Source organism: Crateriforma spongiae (genome assembly GCF_012290005.1).
GTDB lineage: Bacteria > Planctomycetota > Planctomycetia > Pirellulales > Pirellulaceae > Crateriforma > Crateriforma spongiae.
This window is the reverse complement of sequence record NZ_JAAXMS010000008.1, coordinates 31,343-46,770: the sequence shown is the minus strand read 5'-3', so window position 1 is coordinate 46,770 and position 15,428 is coordinate 31,343. Positions and strand designations below refer to the sequence as shown.

13 protein-coding genes are annotated in these 15,428 nt (G+C 56.8%); 4 read left to right on the top strand and 9 right to left on the bottom strand.

What is annotated here, in order from left to right:
* Positions 1-45 precede the first annotated feature (45 nt).
* On the top strand, positions 46-462 hold the full coding sequence (locus HFP54_RS20010) for a VOC family protein (RefSeq protein ID WP_146416444.1): 417 nt from the start codon (positions 46-48) through the stop codon (positions 460-462).
* 158 nt (positions 463-620) lie between these two features.
* Entirely contained in the window at positions 621-2,165 is a 1,545-nt protein-coding gene (locus HFP54_RS20005; RefSeq protein ID WP_168566534.1) for a sulfatase family protein, read from the top strand.
* A gap of 74 nt (positions 2,166-2,239) precedes the next feature.
* On the opposite strand, the gene HFP54_RS20000 is transcribed toward HFP54_RS20005, so the two are convergent.
* Together HFP54_RS20000 and HFP54_RS19995 are read right to left on the bottom strand one after the other, a co-directional pair.
* Positions 2,240-2,488: a hypothetical protein gene (locus HFP54_RS20000; RefSeq protein ID WP_146416305.1), complete on the bottom strand. Its 249-nt coding sequence runs from the start codon at positions 2,486-2,488 to the stop codon at positions 2,240-2,242.
* 101 nt (positions 2,489-2,589) lie between these two features.
* Positions 2,590-2,802, bottom strand: a complete 213-nt coding sequence (locus HFP54_RS19995) for a hypothetical protein (protein WP_146416304.1) — start codon at positions 2,800-2,802, stop codon at positions 2,590-2,592.
* Between the two features lie 63 nt (positions 2,803-2,865).
* Between HFP54_RS19995 and HFP54_RS19990 the strand changes: the two genes are divergently transcribed.
* Positions 2,866-4,335: an SDR family oxidoreductase gene (locus HFP54_RS19990; protein WP_146416303.1), complete on the top strand. Its 1,470-nt coding sequence runs from the start codon at positions 2,866-2,868 to the stop codon at positions 4,333-4,335.
* 138 nt (positions 4,336-4,473) lie between these two features.
* The gene (locus HFP54_RS19985; protein WP_146416302.1) at positions 4,474-4,851 is read left to right on the top strand and encodes a carbon storage regulator; all 378 of its coding nucleotides are present in this window, start codon (positions 4,474-4,476) and stop codon (positions 4,849-4,851) included.
* Here the strand turns inward: HFP54_RS19985 and HFP54_RS19980 are convergent.
* The 7 genes from HFP54_RS19980 to HFP54_RS19950 all read right to left on the bottom strand — a co-directional run bounded on the left by HFP54_RS19980 (position 4,848) and on the right by HFP54_RS19950 (position 15,423).
* The gene (locus HFP54_RS19980; protein ID WP_206036310.1) at positions 4,848-6,269 is read right to left on the bottom strand and encodes a sulfatase; all 1,422 of its coding nucleotides are present in this window, start codon (positions 6,267-6,269) and stop codon (positions 4,848-4,850) included. The genes HFP54_RS19985 and HFP54_RS19980 overlap by 4 nt on opposite strands.
* 56 nt (positions 6,270-6,325) lie before the next feature.
* On the bottom strand, positions 6,326-7,393 hold the full coding sequence (locus tag HFP54_RS19975) for a nucleoside hydrolase (RefSeq protein WP_168566532.1): 1,068 nt from the start codon (positions 7,391-7,393) through the stop codon (positions 6,326-6,328).
* Between the two features lie 194 nt (positions 7,394-7,587).
* Positions 7,588-8,388 (bottom strand): PEP-CTERM sorting domain-containing protein, encoded by an 801-nt coding sequence (locus tag HFP54_RS19970; protein WP_168566531.1) that lies wholly within the window; start codon positions 8,386-8,388, stop codon positions 7,588-7,590.
* A 120-nt stretch (positions 8,389-8,508) separates the two neighbouring features.
* Positions 8,509-10,701 (bottom strand): DUF1559 family PulG-like putative transporter, encoded by a 2,193-nt coding sequence (locus tag HFP54_RS19965; RefSeq protein WP_168566530.1) that lies wholly within the window; start codon positions 10,699-10,701, stop codon positions 8,509-8,511.
* A 20-nt stretch (positions 10,702-10,721) separates the two neighbouring features.
* Positions 10,722-12,866, bottom strand: a complete 2,145-nt coding sequence (gene pilM, locus HFP54_RS19960; RefSeq protein ID WP_168566529.1) for a pilus assembly protein PilM — start codon at positions 12,864-12,866, stop codon at positions 10,722-10,724.
* Complete coding sequence (locus HFP54_RS19955; RefSeq protein WP_168566528.1) at positions 12,863-14,053, bottom strand: DUF1573 domain-containing protein; 1,191 nt, start codon at positions 14,051-14,053, stop codon at positions 12,863-12,865. Before HFP54_RS19955 ends, pilM begins: the two co-directional genes overlap by 4 nt.
* A 95-nt stretch (positions 14,054-14,148) precedes the next feature.
* A complete protein-coding gene (locus HFP54_RS19950) occupies positions 14,149-15,423 on the bottom strand; it encodes a DUF1559 family PulG-like putative transporter (RefSeq protein ID WP_146416295.1) in 1,275 nt (424 codons plus the stop codon).
* Between the last annotated feature and the right edge of the window lie 5 nt (positions 15,424-15,428).

The window sequence follows — 15,428 nt, the reverse complement described above, 5'->3', positions numbered from 1 at the left end:
CCCTGTTCATTGGATTCGATCACCAGTCGACCTAGGAATTGAATGATGTCAAACAAACCCTTGTTTTCACGTCTGGATCACATTGCGATCGTCGTCCGCGATACTGACGAAGCGTTGACGTTCTATCGTGATAAGCTTGGGTTGCCGGTCGTTATCGATGAACGAATTGAATCGGGTAATGTGCGTCTGACTCACTTGGATATGGGCAATTTGCATCTGCAATTGGTCCAGCCCTTAACGGCGGATCATCCGCTGAACCAGCATTTGGACCAGCATGGCGAAGGTCTGCATCATTTGTGCTTCGAAACGGACGATGTACGCACCAGTTTTGCCGCATTGCCGGAACGTGGGATGAAGCCAAAAAGTGACACACCCCATGACGGGCCTTTGGGACGAAAAGCGGGATTCATTGATCCGTCAACCAGTCGTGACGTGATCTGGGAAATGACTGGCCCGCAGTAGGCTGCGGGCGTGCGGGTCGATGGAGACGGCAAAAACACAGCATGTCGTCCTCCACCGGGGTACATTGTGACGCTGCGCGTCCGAACTACCGTGCGTTTCGTTTCGGAACGGACGGCGCTATCCCGCCCATTCATCCCATTGCCCACGGGAAAAGTCTCATGAGATTGGTATTGCTGTGTGCCACCGTTGTTTTACTCGGATGTTCGTTGAACACTCCGGTGCGAGCGTCGGATCGTCCGAATGTGTTGATCGTCACCGTGGATGACATGTCGTGCGATTCAATCGGTGTGTTCGGATGTCCGGTTCCCGAGACCACGCCCGCGATCGATGCGTTTGCTAAAACGGCCCTTCGCTTTACCAAAGCGCACGTGTTGGTGGGCAATTGCATGCCGGGACGCAACTTGATGTGGTCGGGTTTGTACAGTCACGTCAACGGTGTGGAGGGGTTTCGTCAAAACCCCGAACCCGATTATCCGGTGCTGTGTGACTTGGCCAAAGATGCGGGCTACTTCACCGCGATTCGTGGAAAGGTCAACCACAGCACGCCCTACACTCCCTACGCTTGGGATGCCGTGCTGGACACCGATGCCGACGGCAAAAAGTACGGTGTTAAAGACGTTGAAAGCTACGGAAAATCAACCCGCGATGCGATTCGTTTGTCCAAGCAATCGGGCAAGCCCTTTTGTTTGATGGTCAACATCAGCGATCCACACAAACCGTTTTACAGTCAGGGTTTCAAAGAAGGAAAGTCGGATCCGAACGTTCCCAGCAAGGTCTTCACGGCGGATGAAGTCGTCGTACCCGGCTTCCTGTTCGATGATCCAGTCGTTCGTGATGAACTTGCGCTGTACTACAGTTCGGTACGCCGTGCCGACGATTGTTTCGCGACGGTCATGGATGCTTTGCAGCAAGAGGGCGCCGCCGAAGAAACGATGGTGATGTTCTTGTCGGACCATGGCATGCCATTGCCGTTTGCCAAAACCCAGTTGTATCACCACAGCACTCACACGCCATTGATGGTCCGATGGCCCGGCAAGACTGAGCCCGGATCGATAGACGACCAGCATATGGTTTCGGCGATCGATTTTCTGCCGACGCTGATCGATGTGATGGGGATGTCACATCCCACTTCGGATCGTCTTCACGGGCAATCATTCGCCCCAGCATTGACGGGCCAGTCTGTTGACGGATTTGGGTACGTGATCAAACAGTACAACGAAAATTCGGGACGTTGGCGTCAACCCATGCGAGGAATCCAAACGTCTCAGTGGCTGTATCTGTACAACCCATGGAGCGACGGCAAACGGATTTTTTCAACGGCGACCAACGGCACGAACACGGCGCGACGGATGGCCGTGCTGGCGCGTTCGAATCCCAATATCCAGCGTCGGCATGACATCTATCAGCATCGAACGGTGGAAGAGTTGTATTTCGTTTCGAACGACCCCGATTGTCGCGTCAATCTGTTGGAACACCCGACCGCCGACCGTGCCAAAGTCCAGCAGACGGTCGACAAGTTGCGTGAACAACTGGCGATGGAATTGGAACGCATCCACGATCCGGTTGCGCCATTGGTACGCGATGTGGAAAATGCTCAGTTGCGGCAGCAGTACATGCAGCGGCAAGACCAGTTTGGCGACCAACTGCGAGGCAAAAAACGCAAACGAGCCAATCAGAAGAAGTCATCCACCAAGGCAGGATGAACCGATCGCAACAGCGGCGAAAGAAAATCATTTTGGTGCACTCGCCGCCAATCTAAGTTTGACTGCGTGTTGCTTCAGTGGCCGACAAGACGTTGCATCGCGAGCGTCCACCAGGCCGTTGATAGTTTCGCGGTGCCTTCGTTGGACACACGAACGCGGACAACCTGCTTGCCTTGGTGACCGATGATGATGTCGTGACCGACTAGCAGGGCGAACTCGCGTAAAGCGGATCGGAGTTGGAAGAATTTCCGCAGCGGTACTTTCGGAAGTTCGCCCACCGAATCGATCCGCAGGGCGCGATCCGGTGTTGTCGTGATGGACATCGACTGAAGTTGCCCAGAAGCATCGAACCGCTCCAGCCGCAATTCGGCATCAATGTCCAGATGAAACCTGGCGTTTGCTGGACTTGTGGACCCTGGCAAGCTCATGCGCCCTGTGACGTGTCACGAGTGCGGATCTTCAGGACGCCGTTCAGCTTCCAATGAGCGTGTTGGACGCTTTGTCCGCCTGTTTTCGCGGGCACGTGGACCTCCATGTTTTGGAAATCGTAGGTGATCTCGGCGTTCCGACCGGTCAAGGCATCGTAAAGACCACCGGCAAGTTCGGGCCATGTGTGCGTTGCTGCGTCTGTACTCATCGCTAACCTTCTGTTGTGTGTGATGAAACTCGTTCGGCTTCTCTTTTCCAGCCACGGCAGTCTATGGCGACAGCAACCCCTGACAGTTCTCGAATTTTGGTTTGTGGTGCCACCGGATATGTAGGCGGTCGATTGGTCGGACGGCTTCTGGAAAAGGGTTACCGAGTGACTTGCTTGGTTCGCAGTCCCGAAAAGCTGACGAAGTTCGCGTGGTTTCGTCATGAGCGATTGCGTGTCGTGGAAGGCGAACTGGAAGACCCCGTTGCGACCAAAAAGGCATTGGCGGATGTGCATGCCGCTTACTACTTGGTTCATTCGATGCAGTCGGCCAAGGGTGAATATGCCAAACGTGATCGAGAGCTGGCTGTTTCGTTTCGGCAAGCGGCGGAAGCCTCGGCTTGCAAACGCATCATTTATCTGGGCGGGCTTGGCGAACTCGGACCCGATCTGTCGCAACACTTGGACAGCCGTCGTGAAGTCGGCGAAATCTTGCAAGCGGGCGCGGTACCAACGACAGTCTTTCGTGCCGCCATGATCATTGGTTCTGGTTCGGCTTCGTTCGAAACACTGCGGTATCTAGTCGAACGGTTGCCCGTGATGGTGACACCTAAATGGGTCAAAACCGAAACGCAACCGGTCGCCATTCGCGATGTGTTGCGTTACCTGGTCCAGTGTTTGGAAGTTCCGGAGACGACCGGCCGGACGTTGGACATTGGCGGGCCAGACGTGATGACTTATCAAGAAATCATGCAAGTCATGGCGGAGAAGCTGAAACTAAGGCGACGGATCATCTTTCCGGTTCCCGTGTTGACCCCAAGGCTGAGTAGTTTGTGGATCGGCTTGGTCACGCCGGTCAGTGCCAGCATTGCGCGTCCACTGGCCGAAGGACTGAAGAACCGGACGGTTTGTCGTAACGACGATTCGGTTCGACTGATTCCCGGCGAAAGGCTGGGGGTTGAATCCGCGATTGATGCGGCGCTGGGAAAGACGAATCGAGGTGAGATCGAGACACGTTGGTCCACCGCGGGGCAAATGCCGGGCGACCCCGACTGGGCCGGCGGCACGACGCTGACCGATCAACGTCAAACGGTGGTGGAAGGTTCGGCCAAGCAAACGTTTGCCGAAATTCGCTCGATCGGTGGTGCCAATGGTTATTGGGGCGCCGGTTTCTTGTGGCACGTTCGCGGCTGGATGGATCAAGCCATCGGAGGTCCGGGACTACGACGCGGACGCCGGCATCCGACCGACTTGCACTATGGCGAAGCGGTCGATTTCTGGAGAGTCACCCGATTGATTCCAAACGAACGTCTGACGCTAAGGGCGGAGATGAAACTGCCGGGAGAAGCCGAACTGGATTTCCAGTTGCAGCCACAGGAAATCGATAAAACGCAACTGGTGATGACGGCTCGGTTTCGACCGCGAGGCCTGTTGGGGCTGGCCTACTGGTATGCCGTTTACCCGCTTCACGGCTTCGTCTTTCCCGTCATGCTGCGAGGAATCGCAAGGAATGTACAGTCGGCCAAAAGCCCCTGAATTTGTCGGGCACGCCAACGGATTGGCTCAAAACGGGAGAGGTGTTTTTTTGGCCAGTGGTGGACTTGTGTTACGTTTCCCGTGTGGGTAACTTGTTATTGGTTCAAGGAGTCTTTGCAAGTTCGATGGAGTGAAACAATGTTGGTTCTGTCTCGAAAAGTCGGCCAGGAGATCCTGATTCCTGAGCTGGGAGTCGTCATTCAGGTGACCAGCACCGGGTCATCGAAAGTCCAGTTGGGCGTTCAGGCGCCGCGCGACGTTCGAATCTTGCGGGGCGAGCTTGCCGACTGTGATCGTCAGGTTGCGGAACTTCCTTGTCGCAAGCAGCGGGCTTCGACCGTTTCCGAATACCTTCGATCCTGTCCGTCTGGCGAATCTACGAAGTCCGAGGGTGTCGAGAATAATGATGTGGCACGTCGTGTTCGCGAAACGTCGATCGGTTATCGAATCGATCGTTTTGAGAACCAAGAATGGACCTCCGGGCTGACGGCAGCGCCGGCACGTGTTTCCGCCTAGCGTTTCAATTCATGACGCTTGATTTTGTCGTCCATGCGTCGACGTGATGCTTCCAAATGCGCCGCGTATTCCGGCAACTTGGCCAAGTTCCGGAATTGGTTTGGATCGGAATCCATGTCGTACAACTCTTCTGACCCATCGACGTACCGCATGTAGGCCCATCGGTCACCGCGATCGGCGAATTCCCATCCGGATTTGATTCGGTCAAGGGACAACGCGCTGTCACGGACCGATCGCATCGGATCGTTCAGCACGTTGACCAGGCTGACACCATCCAGATCGTTCGGTGCGGCCAGTCCAAGCAATTCAGCCACCGTGGGATAGATGTCGACAAGTTCGACAATGGCATCGGTTTGGCCGCTTGCTATACCCGGGACCGAGATGATCAGCGGAACCCGTGTGACTTCCTCGTGAAAATTCTTCTTTTGCCAAAGTGTGTGTTCGCCAAGGTGGTATCCGTGGTCGCTGGTGAAGACGATCGCGGTGGAATTGGCCAACCCCAAGCGATCCAGTTCATCCAAAATGCGTCCGACCTGCCGATCCATGAACGTCACCGTCGCATAGTAACCCTGCCACATCCGTTTTTGATTTTCGGGGTACTGGCCGATCGTATTGTTTCCGTTACGGGTTCCCCGTAGTCCGGCCGCAGGGATGTCGTCCAAGTCGTTTTCGGGAACATGTGGCGTTTCAATCGACGACAGTGGGTATTGGTTGAAGTAGTTCCGAGGTGCCACCATCGGGTAGTGTGGACGAACGAATCCGACGGCCAAAAAGAAAGGCTGGTCGGCGTGTTCACGAAGCAATTCGATGCTTTTCGCCGCCGATTTGGCGTCCGGTTGATCATCGCCGGAACCGTCGTATTGGACCGTCACAAACATGCGGTGTGGCATGCGGGTGGACTGACGATTCTCCGGTGCATCGGTGAAAATGTTTTGATTCAAACAGGCGTAGTCACCCGGTGTGTGGGCTTCGCGACCGGCGCTGTTGAAACGTTCGGTCCAACACGCTTCGACATCTTCCCCATGGGTGCCGTCGATGATGTCACCGGGGACTCGCATATGAAAGATCTTGCCCACCCGGGCGGTGTAATACCCATGTTCCTGCAGAAAGCCCCCGAGTGTTTTCTGGGAAGTGCCCTGGTACTTGCTGTACATGAACGACTTCCGCGAAGGTAAACACCATGTTCCCTGGCAATAGGCCCTTCGGAACAACATGCCGCGGGCGGCCAGTCGATCAATGTTGGGTGTTTCGCATCGGGGATCGCCATAGCATCCCAAAACGCTGGCCTTCAAATCGTCCGAGACGATCATCAGCACATTCTTGATCGGTTCATTTTCGGCGGCATGTGTCGCCGGCCCCGCGGTGGCAATAGCGATCAAATACAATCCGCAAAACAGAATGGATGTCGTATGTTTCATCGACAATCTCCACTTCAATAGGGGCGAACGTTTCATCGCCGGACATTGGTCAGTTTCTATCGTGATGGTTCGGGCGAAACGCTGGGCGGTTGGCTGGATAGCAACACCAAAGCTTCGGTGATCCGATCGGCCTTGCCGTCAGGAATGATCAGATAGCGGTGCTTTCCATCTGCTTGTGCCATGAAGGTGGTCAGGCTGTCGTCGGCAACGGTGACAGTTCCCGGCGGCGACAGATCAAAGTAGTGGTGATCAGGGCGAATCGCCACCAACACGCTGGTCAAATCCCAGGTCGGGCGATCGTGTGGTGGCGGGATGTACAACGTGTAGGCTTCGGATAGCGGGTGATGGTCCACATAGTCATAGTCGTTCAAGATGCTTTGGTGCGGGTACGGCAACGCCTTGCCAATTTCAAATCCGCTCCACCAAATCGGCGTCGGCCATTGTGATGCCAGCTTCTGTGCCGCCGGTATGTCCATTTTGACGTTGTACTCTTGGTGATCGTACAGTTGGCCTTTGTTGTTCTTGATTTGTGTGAAAGCGCCCGCCATGGCCGAAACCAGACGAACCTTTTGACGCACCAACTCGTTCCCAGACATGGGGCTGATCGAATCGCCGGGGCTGTCCAATAGATTGGCCAAGTTGGTTGAAAAACCGACTTGTGCGATGACCACGCTGTGATCTTTGGCGTCGGCCAAGGCTTTGCGCAGAACAGAAACCGCATCGGGGGCCTGTTTTCCATCCCGAAGGTCGTGGGGAAATCGCAGATGGCCCGAATCGTCTTTCGCATCGGCAAGCACGTTGAAGCGACCGGCATGATTCGTCACGCCACTGTCGCAGACGCCGATCGGGATCTGACCTCGACCATAAAACGTGTTCACCGCGTCAGTAAACGCGGCGGCCTGTGGATGATCTTTGGTAATCGTGACGGCCAACAACTCGCATTCGCCGCGGGATTGCAAGGCGTGGATCATTCCCAGGGCCAAGACGTCGTCGCAATCGTTGCCGATGTCCGTGTCGAAGATGATCGGTACCGGGGCGTCCTGGCAACTTGCCGTTGAGCAGGCGACCAACGGGAACATGACGCCAAACGTGATCAAGGCAACGACAAACGAAGCCGCTTTCATGGCAGGGACTCGGGAAGGCATTGGGCGGGATGGTGGGAGGGGGCCGAGGTCGTTTCAGTCGACATCGACGACCCGGACAGTCTAACCCAACGATCGGCGGCGGGTGGCGCACGAAAAAAGCCGAGCCCCAGAAGGTGGGGACTCGGCTTTTGCGTTCGAATCAGCCGGTGTGCCGGACCGACGAAGGAGGTCGCTTAGGCGGCAAGTTTGGTTCGTCGCTTTCGCCACGCGACAACGCCGCCCATGGTCGCCATTGCAAACAGGCTGGACGGTTCCGGGACCGCGGCTGCGTCCAAATTGTCGATCACGATGTTGTCGAACTGGTGACGACCGACGTGGGTTTGCGACCAACGAATACTGTTGGCCACATCAAAACCTGCTGTCGAGGTAAAATCAACGGTGAAAGGACCTGCGTTGCTGTTGAATGAGGCACCGGCCGAGCCAAATGCAAAGGATAGTGATCCGATGACTGCATCACTGGTATCTAGCGCCTGGAATAGGACCGTTTGGTTTGACGAAGTAGACTCGCCGGGATCAAAAAATGTGCTCAGTTGCAACGATCGAAAGTCAAAGTTGGATCCGTCGGTTTGCTCCAGAAGGAACCTGATTGCAGTGTTACCACTACCGGAGAAGGTGCCATCAAGATTGTCCTTGCTCGTCACATTCACTGTCGACAAGCCGGTCGACGTCGCCGATGTATCAACGTGGTTGCCTGATCCATTTTGCCCATAGATGAAATTGGAAGAAACATCAACGCTTCCCGTTGATAAAGCAGTGATACGGAACCCTTCCTCCTCATAGACATTGGAAGCAGCCGCAAGGCCGAAGGTAGGATCCGCGGTTTGACCGGAGCCGGGTAAGGCATCAATCACAGATCCCGGTACACCTTCGCCGTCGCTGAAATCCATCATGACGATTTCGGCGTTGGAGTTGCCGGCGTGACAGGCGTGAAAGACTGCGACCGTGGCGGCGAGCACAAAGCCTGCGGGTTTCATTGATATTCTCATCGGATGTGTGATGCTATTTCTAATGGTCGTGAGTCTACTAGCCGGGGGGCTATATTCTGTGTGGATTTGATGAAATCCAATTGGATTCCGTCGAAACTTGTTCACTGTTTAATCGTCGTCATCATCGTCGTTTCCGAACGCACGGCCGTTCCCGGTGGCAAGTTGTTCCAACGTTGCATCGGGAGGAATTTGTAGATGCAGACTGAGTTGTCGCAGGGCTGCAAGCGGGCTGCCGGGAACCCCTTCGTTCAATTCATCCAGACGCGCTTTGACGTGCAGCTTGTCCAACGATTCCGGCATCACTTCGTAGACCGATTCGTACCAGAAACCGGCGCGATCCAACGCACCTTGCTTGTACACGCCGGCCTTTGCACGCTGGCCAAGTTCCCACCACATGTCGCCTAGGGCGACCTGTTCGCCGACGTTCGCCGCGCCCTGCAAGTCCCGCTGCGCCGCGGTTTGCAACGCTTCGATACCGCCTTGGGTTAGCAACGGCAAACCGGTTTGCCAATCGCCTTTGATGAAGCAAAGAAAGCGTCCGACCGATGAAGCGGCATCGCCGTCGCTGTCGTCTTGCCGAAACCGAGCCAATTGTTCCGCCGCGTCGGCATAACGTTGCTTGGTCGATGACAAAAGACTGCTAAGCCGTGTCCATAACTTTTGAGGGTCAACTTCGTTTCGGTTGCGAAGATTCAATTGATAACGGTTGCCCGAGGCAGTTTTCTGCATCGCCGCGGCCATGCTGGCCAGCTTGCCGCAACCGTCATAGTCGTCTTGCAGGATTCCGTCACGGATCGTCACCACGGCCCGTTTGGCAAACTCGCTGGCGGCGCGTCGCGCGTTGTCGTTTCGCATGTTCCGTTCGGCAAACGCCGCAAGTGCGGTTGCGTTGACTTCGTACGGGTCGACGGCAAAACGTTGAACCCGTGAATCAACGGCTCGCAGTAACGATCGGATGTCTCCGGTATCGACCGCCAGTTTCATCGCGGCGGATCGCAGCGCGTAGGCTCCCGCCGGATCGGCTTCCAGTCGTTCCGCCTGGATCAACATTTCGCTCAGGATTTTGCGCTTCTGTGTCAGCTGTTCTGCTTCGCGAATGCGATCGGCATAGATGTCCTGCAGCCGTTTGCCCGCGCGATTGATTTCTTCGCGGCTGGGTTTCATTTCATTCAGACGCTCGACGGCTCGGCCGCGGGGCCGCGAGCCTTGCGAAACTGTTGCGGTCGTGGTCCGTGGCGTGCTTGGCGATGTTGCCGCCGCCGTCGTCGTGGAGACGGTTGATGTCATCGCGTTGCTCGCGACGGGACCGACATCGGGATCGCGATGAATTTGAGCGGCCCGGAAAGGTTCCCCCGATTCATAGCTCATCGCGGCGGCCAATTGACTTGCGCCCACGCCGCTGGAAAGAAACGTTGTGTAGCCGTTGGCCCATGCGCCCAAGATGCCGTCGCCACGTTGGGCGCCCAACAGGTCTTTGAAATCACGGCGATCGGGTGGATCGAAATCTTTAGGCTGGGTCCACTCCACGGCCAAGCCGTCTTGGACCTCGACCAGCATCAACGTGTCGCCCAGACCGTCTTCGATCCGAACATCACGTGGGGCACGGTTTTCGCCAAAGATGAAGGCCTCGTGTGCTGGCAGCAACCAATTCGTCTTGGTGTCAAATCGTTCCGGCGAGACGTACACATCCGGAATGTATTTCAGCAATTCCTTGTTCTTGCCACGGTTCCACGGCAATGTTGGATCGAACTGGTCATACAGATCCTGGTAACCGAGATACGGCAGCAGGCTGACGCGCCAAGACAACGTCGGGAAGCCTTCGTGCACCATTGCGGCGGTGGGCAATCGACCGTTGTCGTCCTTGTAAGAAATCAACGCCTCGGTGATGGCTTCCAAGTTTTTGATCGCCATCGCCCGGCGTTGCTGATCGTCCAGCGGCGCTTCGGGCTTGCGTTGTTCGATCGGTTGCATCCCGATCGACGGTGCGTCATCCGGGGTGGCGTCGCCGGCCGGTGGATTGGCGGATTCTTGCGCAGCGGGGGCCGGCTTCGACGGAGCCTGTGCCGCGGCGGCAACCTTTTTTTCCGGTGCCGGTTCGGCGGCGGGCTTTGGCGCGGGTCGGGATGCGGGCGGATCCGGTTCGTCACCGTCGGCTTGCGGACGAACGCGCATCGCGGCCCGCATCATTTTGTCTTCGGCACTTTCGCCACATCCCGGCAAGGTGCCGAAAAGGGCCAGCGTGATGAACATCAGCGACCATCGACGGGCAATGTCTCGACGCGAAATACTGCAAAGGGACATGAGGAAAACTCGTGGGGTCATCAAGACGTGGCGGCCAGCATGACGCGTCGGATCCAAGCATGCGCTAAACACGCGCCGCCGAAGCACCAGGTCTGTTGCACTTGAAAATGTTCATGTTCGCCCAGTCCTTCGCCGGCGATACGTTCCAGTCGGCCGCGAAGTGCCGCCAATTTCTGTTCCACCGGGTCGTACATATCCGCCGGCTTGGGCAACGCGGCGGGGTTGCACTTCAGTTTCTCCGCCTCTTCCTTGGTCTTCTGAGAGATGCGTGCCAGAACACTGGTCAGTTCTTCGCTGCCTGAATCGATGGTCCAGTACCAACAATGCTCGGCTGATACAAACGCCAATCGTGTTGATGAGGCACCGGCATCGACCAAGGCGACCGATGGGACTTTGGTCACGCCGCCGGCGGGTTCGATTTCTTCTTCGAAAACGTCTTGGAATTCGAACGCGGCGAAGTTCACCAGAGCGACCGATTCGTTTTGTAGGCCGACGACATTCAGCCCGCTGTCTTTCAACAGGTCCATCCGAATTTGGACCAAGTGTTTCTTTGCGGCGGCAATCAGAGCCGGTCGACCTTTGGATTCGTCGTCGCCCAACTTGCCCACATAGGTGACCACGTCCAAATCTTCGATCGGGATTGGAATCTGTTGCCGTGTTTCCTGTTCGATCAAGTTGGCGACCATCTTGTCTTTGACCGGTGGCAAAGTCAGAAAGCGGCTGACCACCTGGCTGGACGAAAAACTGGAAAAGACATCGGTGTCACCGACATCAATGGTCTCCAGCATCTTTTCGATTGCGGCCTTGATGATGACTGGTTCCCGTTGGTCATTGCCGACGCGACAAACCGGGCTTTCCAATTCCGCAAAGTAGGTTTGCACCACCACGGGACGTTCATCGGACTTTTCCTTGCGTAGTAGGACCGCGTGGATGGTCGACGTTCCGATGTCGATTCCCCAGCAGGTCGTTCGCCCGCGACCACCGAGTCCGCCCAGCAACCGCTTCTTCATTCCCAGTGCACGATCGATTCGCGCCAACCCCAAACCCTGAAGGGCCAACCCCGTGGCGACGGCAAAACGGCCGGGCCGACGGCGAAAGTCGGGGGCGGCCTGGGTATCGATCGATTTGGGTAAGGCAAACAACGCCACGTCACCGCCAACCCAAGCGGCCGGTGACGCAAGGTAGGACGGCGATGCCCGCCGCTGGTCTTGCGGTGCCTTTTTTAAACGTGCCGCCAAATCGTTGACCAATTGTGTGGCACGTCCGTCATGCGGTGAGTCCTTGGAATAACGTACCGCGATGCGTCCCAACGTGGCGGTGGCGTAGGGCTCGGGTTCGAACTGAGACGCCAGCCAGTGGATGTTGCGAATTCGATTCAGCTCAGCAGCGTGTTCATCGTTACGACAGAATTCGGGTACCGCGTCCAGTTTGCCTAACGCACCCAAGTAATCATGTCGGGCGGCACGACGGCCGGCGCTCTTGATCAGTTTCCCGGCCGCCTGTTGTGCCAGCTTCGTGTACTTCGGATCGCCCGGCACGAGTTCGAGCAACTGTTCCAACAAATGCCCCGCGGTTGCCCAATCCTTATGTTCGATTCTTTCGGACAGTTCGCCTCGCAAGGTGGAAACTTGTTCGATGTGATGACGACTGACACGAAGGATGCGTTTGGCTTCCTCCGTCAAAAGCGATTCAGAAACCTTGCTCAGGCATTCAACCACTTGGGGGTAATCACGCGACTCGAAAGCCTGTTGAGCCAGCTGTAGTCGTTGCTGTGTGTCCGATTGAAGAGTGTTGGAGATGCCTTCGACTTTCTCGATGGCCTTCTTGGCATGGTCGGCCAAATCGCGATAGCGGACGTCGGTTTGATTGGCGACACGGTTCAACAAAGCCAACGATTCTTTGAAATCATTTTGCTTTGTTTTGTCGATGGCCATCGCCATCCAGCTTTCCAACTGGGCACGATGTTTTTGAACCGCGGCATTCAGGTCCGCACCGCATGAACCACAGAATTTTTGATCCAACAGAACCGGCTTTCCGCATTGGATGCACGATTCATACAGACTGTGTCCACAGCCCGCACAGAACTTTGCGGACGGATCGTTGCTGTGCTGGCAGGCAACGCAGGCAATCCCGGTGGACCCGGCGGCAGAGGCAGGCGGATTCATGATTTCTCCAGTTCGACCACACAACCTTGGATGGGAAACCAATTCGACAGTCCGGGCGTGTCGGGATCGCCGACCTGCACATAGCCTTGCTTGTTGTCCAGGTTGAAGATGGCTGGTGTCGCGCCCGCGGGGACTTCGATCGTTAGTCGATAATTGCCCTCCTTGGCCAACGGTTTCATCGATGCCTGCAACGATTCGGGTTCGACCTTCAGTACCTTCAATTGGCGATCCAAGCGGTCACGTTGTCGGACCAGCACGTGGGTGACGTGCTGGCGGTCGTTGACCATCGTGCCCAGTTCCAGGCCGGTTTGGGAATGAATGTCGGGGCTGTGAAAGCTGATCGCTTGGTGAACGCGTCCGGTGATAATGGCTTCGCGGATCATCGTTTCGTCGTTGTCCGTTTGGCGGAAGGTCAAGGTCGCCGGGATTTCAAAGATCCCCGACGATGCGGACACGCATGACAGTTCCACTTTCCAAGCCGACCGGGCTTCGGCATCGGCCAAGCGGCTTTCCTTGGTTGGGTCCAGCTGAGTGACGTTCCACTGCAGACCCTCCGCATCGGATTGAATGCTTTCCAAAACTACGTCGCCGGGCAATTGGCTGTAATACAGAAACGATCCCTGGTTGGGCTGTCCCGGATTGGCCGCTTGCAATGGGATGGATTCGGGCGCGACCAAGCGTGCGCGGATCGTGCCTTCGATGGTCAGCTTGATGGTGGGTCGGCCCGGATCATTGGTTTCGATCAGGGCGGTTTGTTCGTAGTGTTCGGCTTGATAGCCCGTGTTCCACTGCAATGAGACGTCGGTGGATTCACCCGGCATCAGAAGTTTTTGCTGCACGTTGCCGACCGTGCATTTGCAAGTGGTGTCGGTCACGTCCAAGGTCAGTGGTGCGTCACCTCGATTGGTGACGCGAAACTGGTGGGTTGCGGTGACGTGAGGATCCAGCATCCCGAAATGATGCCGTGTCGCATCCACGGTGGCTTTGGGCTGTGCCGTGTCCGCGTTTTGTTTGCGGTCCAATTCATGTTGACGAAGGGCGGCAACACGGGCTTCGTATTCGGCACGGCGGTGGTCCGGAACGCCGTAGGGTTTGTAGCGAACGATCAGGGTCAACGAAGCGGCGACCAGGCCGATGAAAGCAAGCCCGCCCAGTGTGGCGAGAAGGCTTTTAGAAAACCGAGACATAACGGACTGCAGAAAGCAATGAAGGTCAAATCAAAGAAACCCTCGCCACCATGACGGCGGCGAGGGTCGTGGTATTCAAGGTCAGGACACGAGGATCACTCGAAGATGCCCTTGAAGTATCCGTCGTCCAGGAAGATGCCGGCGAAGAACTTGTCGCGAGGCATTTCCAAAACGTCGTCGGCGTAGCCAACGCCGGAAACTTCGGCGTCGGTCAGACCGGTGACGGGGAATCCGGGGTTCAGGAATCCGTCGGCGTTGGTGTCGACGAAGACTTCGACGTGACCATCGCCCATCAGGATGTTGCACGAACCTTGGTGAACGGCGAACCAGTCACGGGTGTCTTGCAAGTAGAATCCGTTGCCGGTCGAACCGGTCGGGGCTGCACAACCGGCGGTCGTCGGTTGGCCACGCTCACACGTTTGTTGTGCGGCCAGCGAAACGCCCGAGCCGATCAGGTCCAAGTTCTTTGCACCGTCGTTCCAGAAAGCCGGACCGTCGTTGAAAGCTTCGGTCAGCAGCGAGCCGGCCGGGATGTATTCGACACTGTCGGAGGTGCCCAGGGCGGTACCGAAGGTGCCCGACGGGTCGTGCGAAATGGTGGCGGCCATGATGGCTTCGTCGACGTCGCCGGGGGCTGCACAGCCGATGAATCCGATGTTGCTGCTGCTGATGCGGCTACGCTCCAGAACGTTGACGCTCAGCGGGCCGGTCGTTCCGGCCAGCCCCTTGAATCCGCCGGTGGTCGCGGTGGTCAGGACCGGAGGCGAAACCGAGGTGTCGGTGTCGGTGCGGACCATGCCGCGGACCAAGTGCCAGCTGGCGGCGTAGTTGGTGTTGTAACCGTTGGTCAGGAAGTGGCGCGAGATCAGCTCGGCTCGCTCGTCGGTCAGCGGGTCGGTGCTGGCAAAGGTGGTGCCGCCACCGGTTCCCGAGATGCCTTGCCAATCGGCAGCACCGCAAACGCCGGCGCTCAGGCGAGCAAGCGGGGCACCGTCTTTGTTGTCGGACGTGTCTTTACCGTACAAGTCGTTCAGCTTTTCCGAACCCTTCAGCGGGTTGGACGGGTCCAGCGACTCGTTCATGTTGGCATCGCCAACGTTGACCAAGTCGGCAACCCAGCCGTAGGTGTCCATGCATCCGTCGCGACGGAAATCGCTGGCACCGCTGCAGAACGTGCCGCCGGGGCTGCGGACGCTGTACTTGTACAGGCCGATGCCGACGTTCTTCAGGTTGGCTTGGCACTGAGCCGCGCGGGCGGCTTCACGTGCACGGGTGATGGCCGGCAGCAACAGTGCAGCCAACAAGGCGATGACGGCGATCACCACCAACAATTCGATCAGGGTGAAACCTGATTTTTGTTGAGATTTCATGAAGG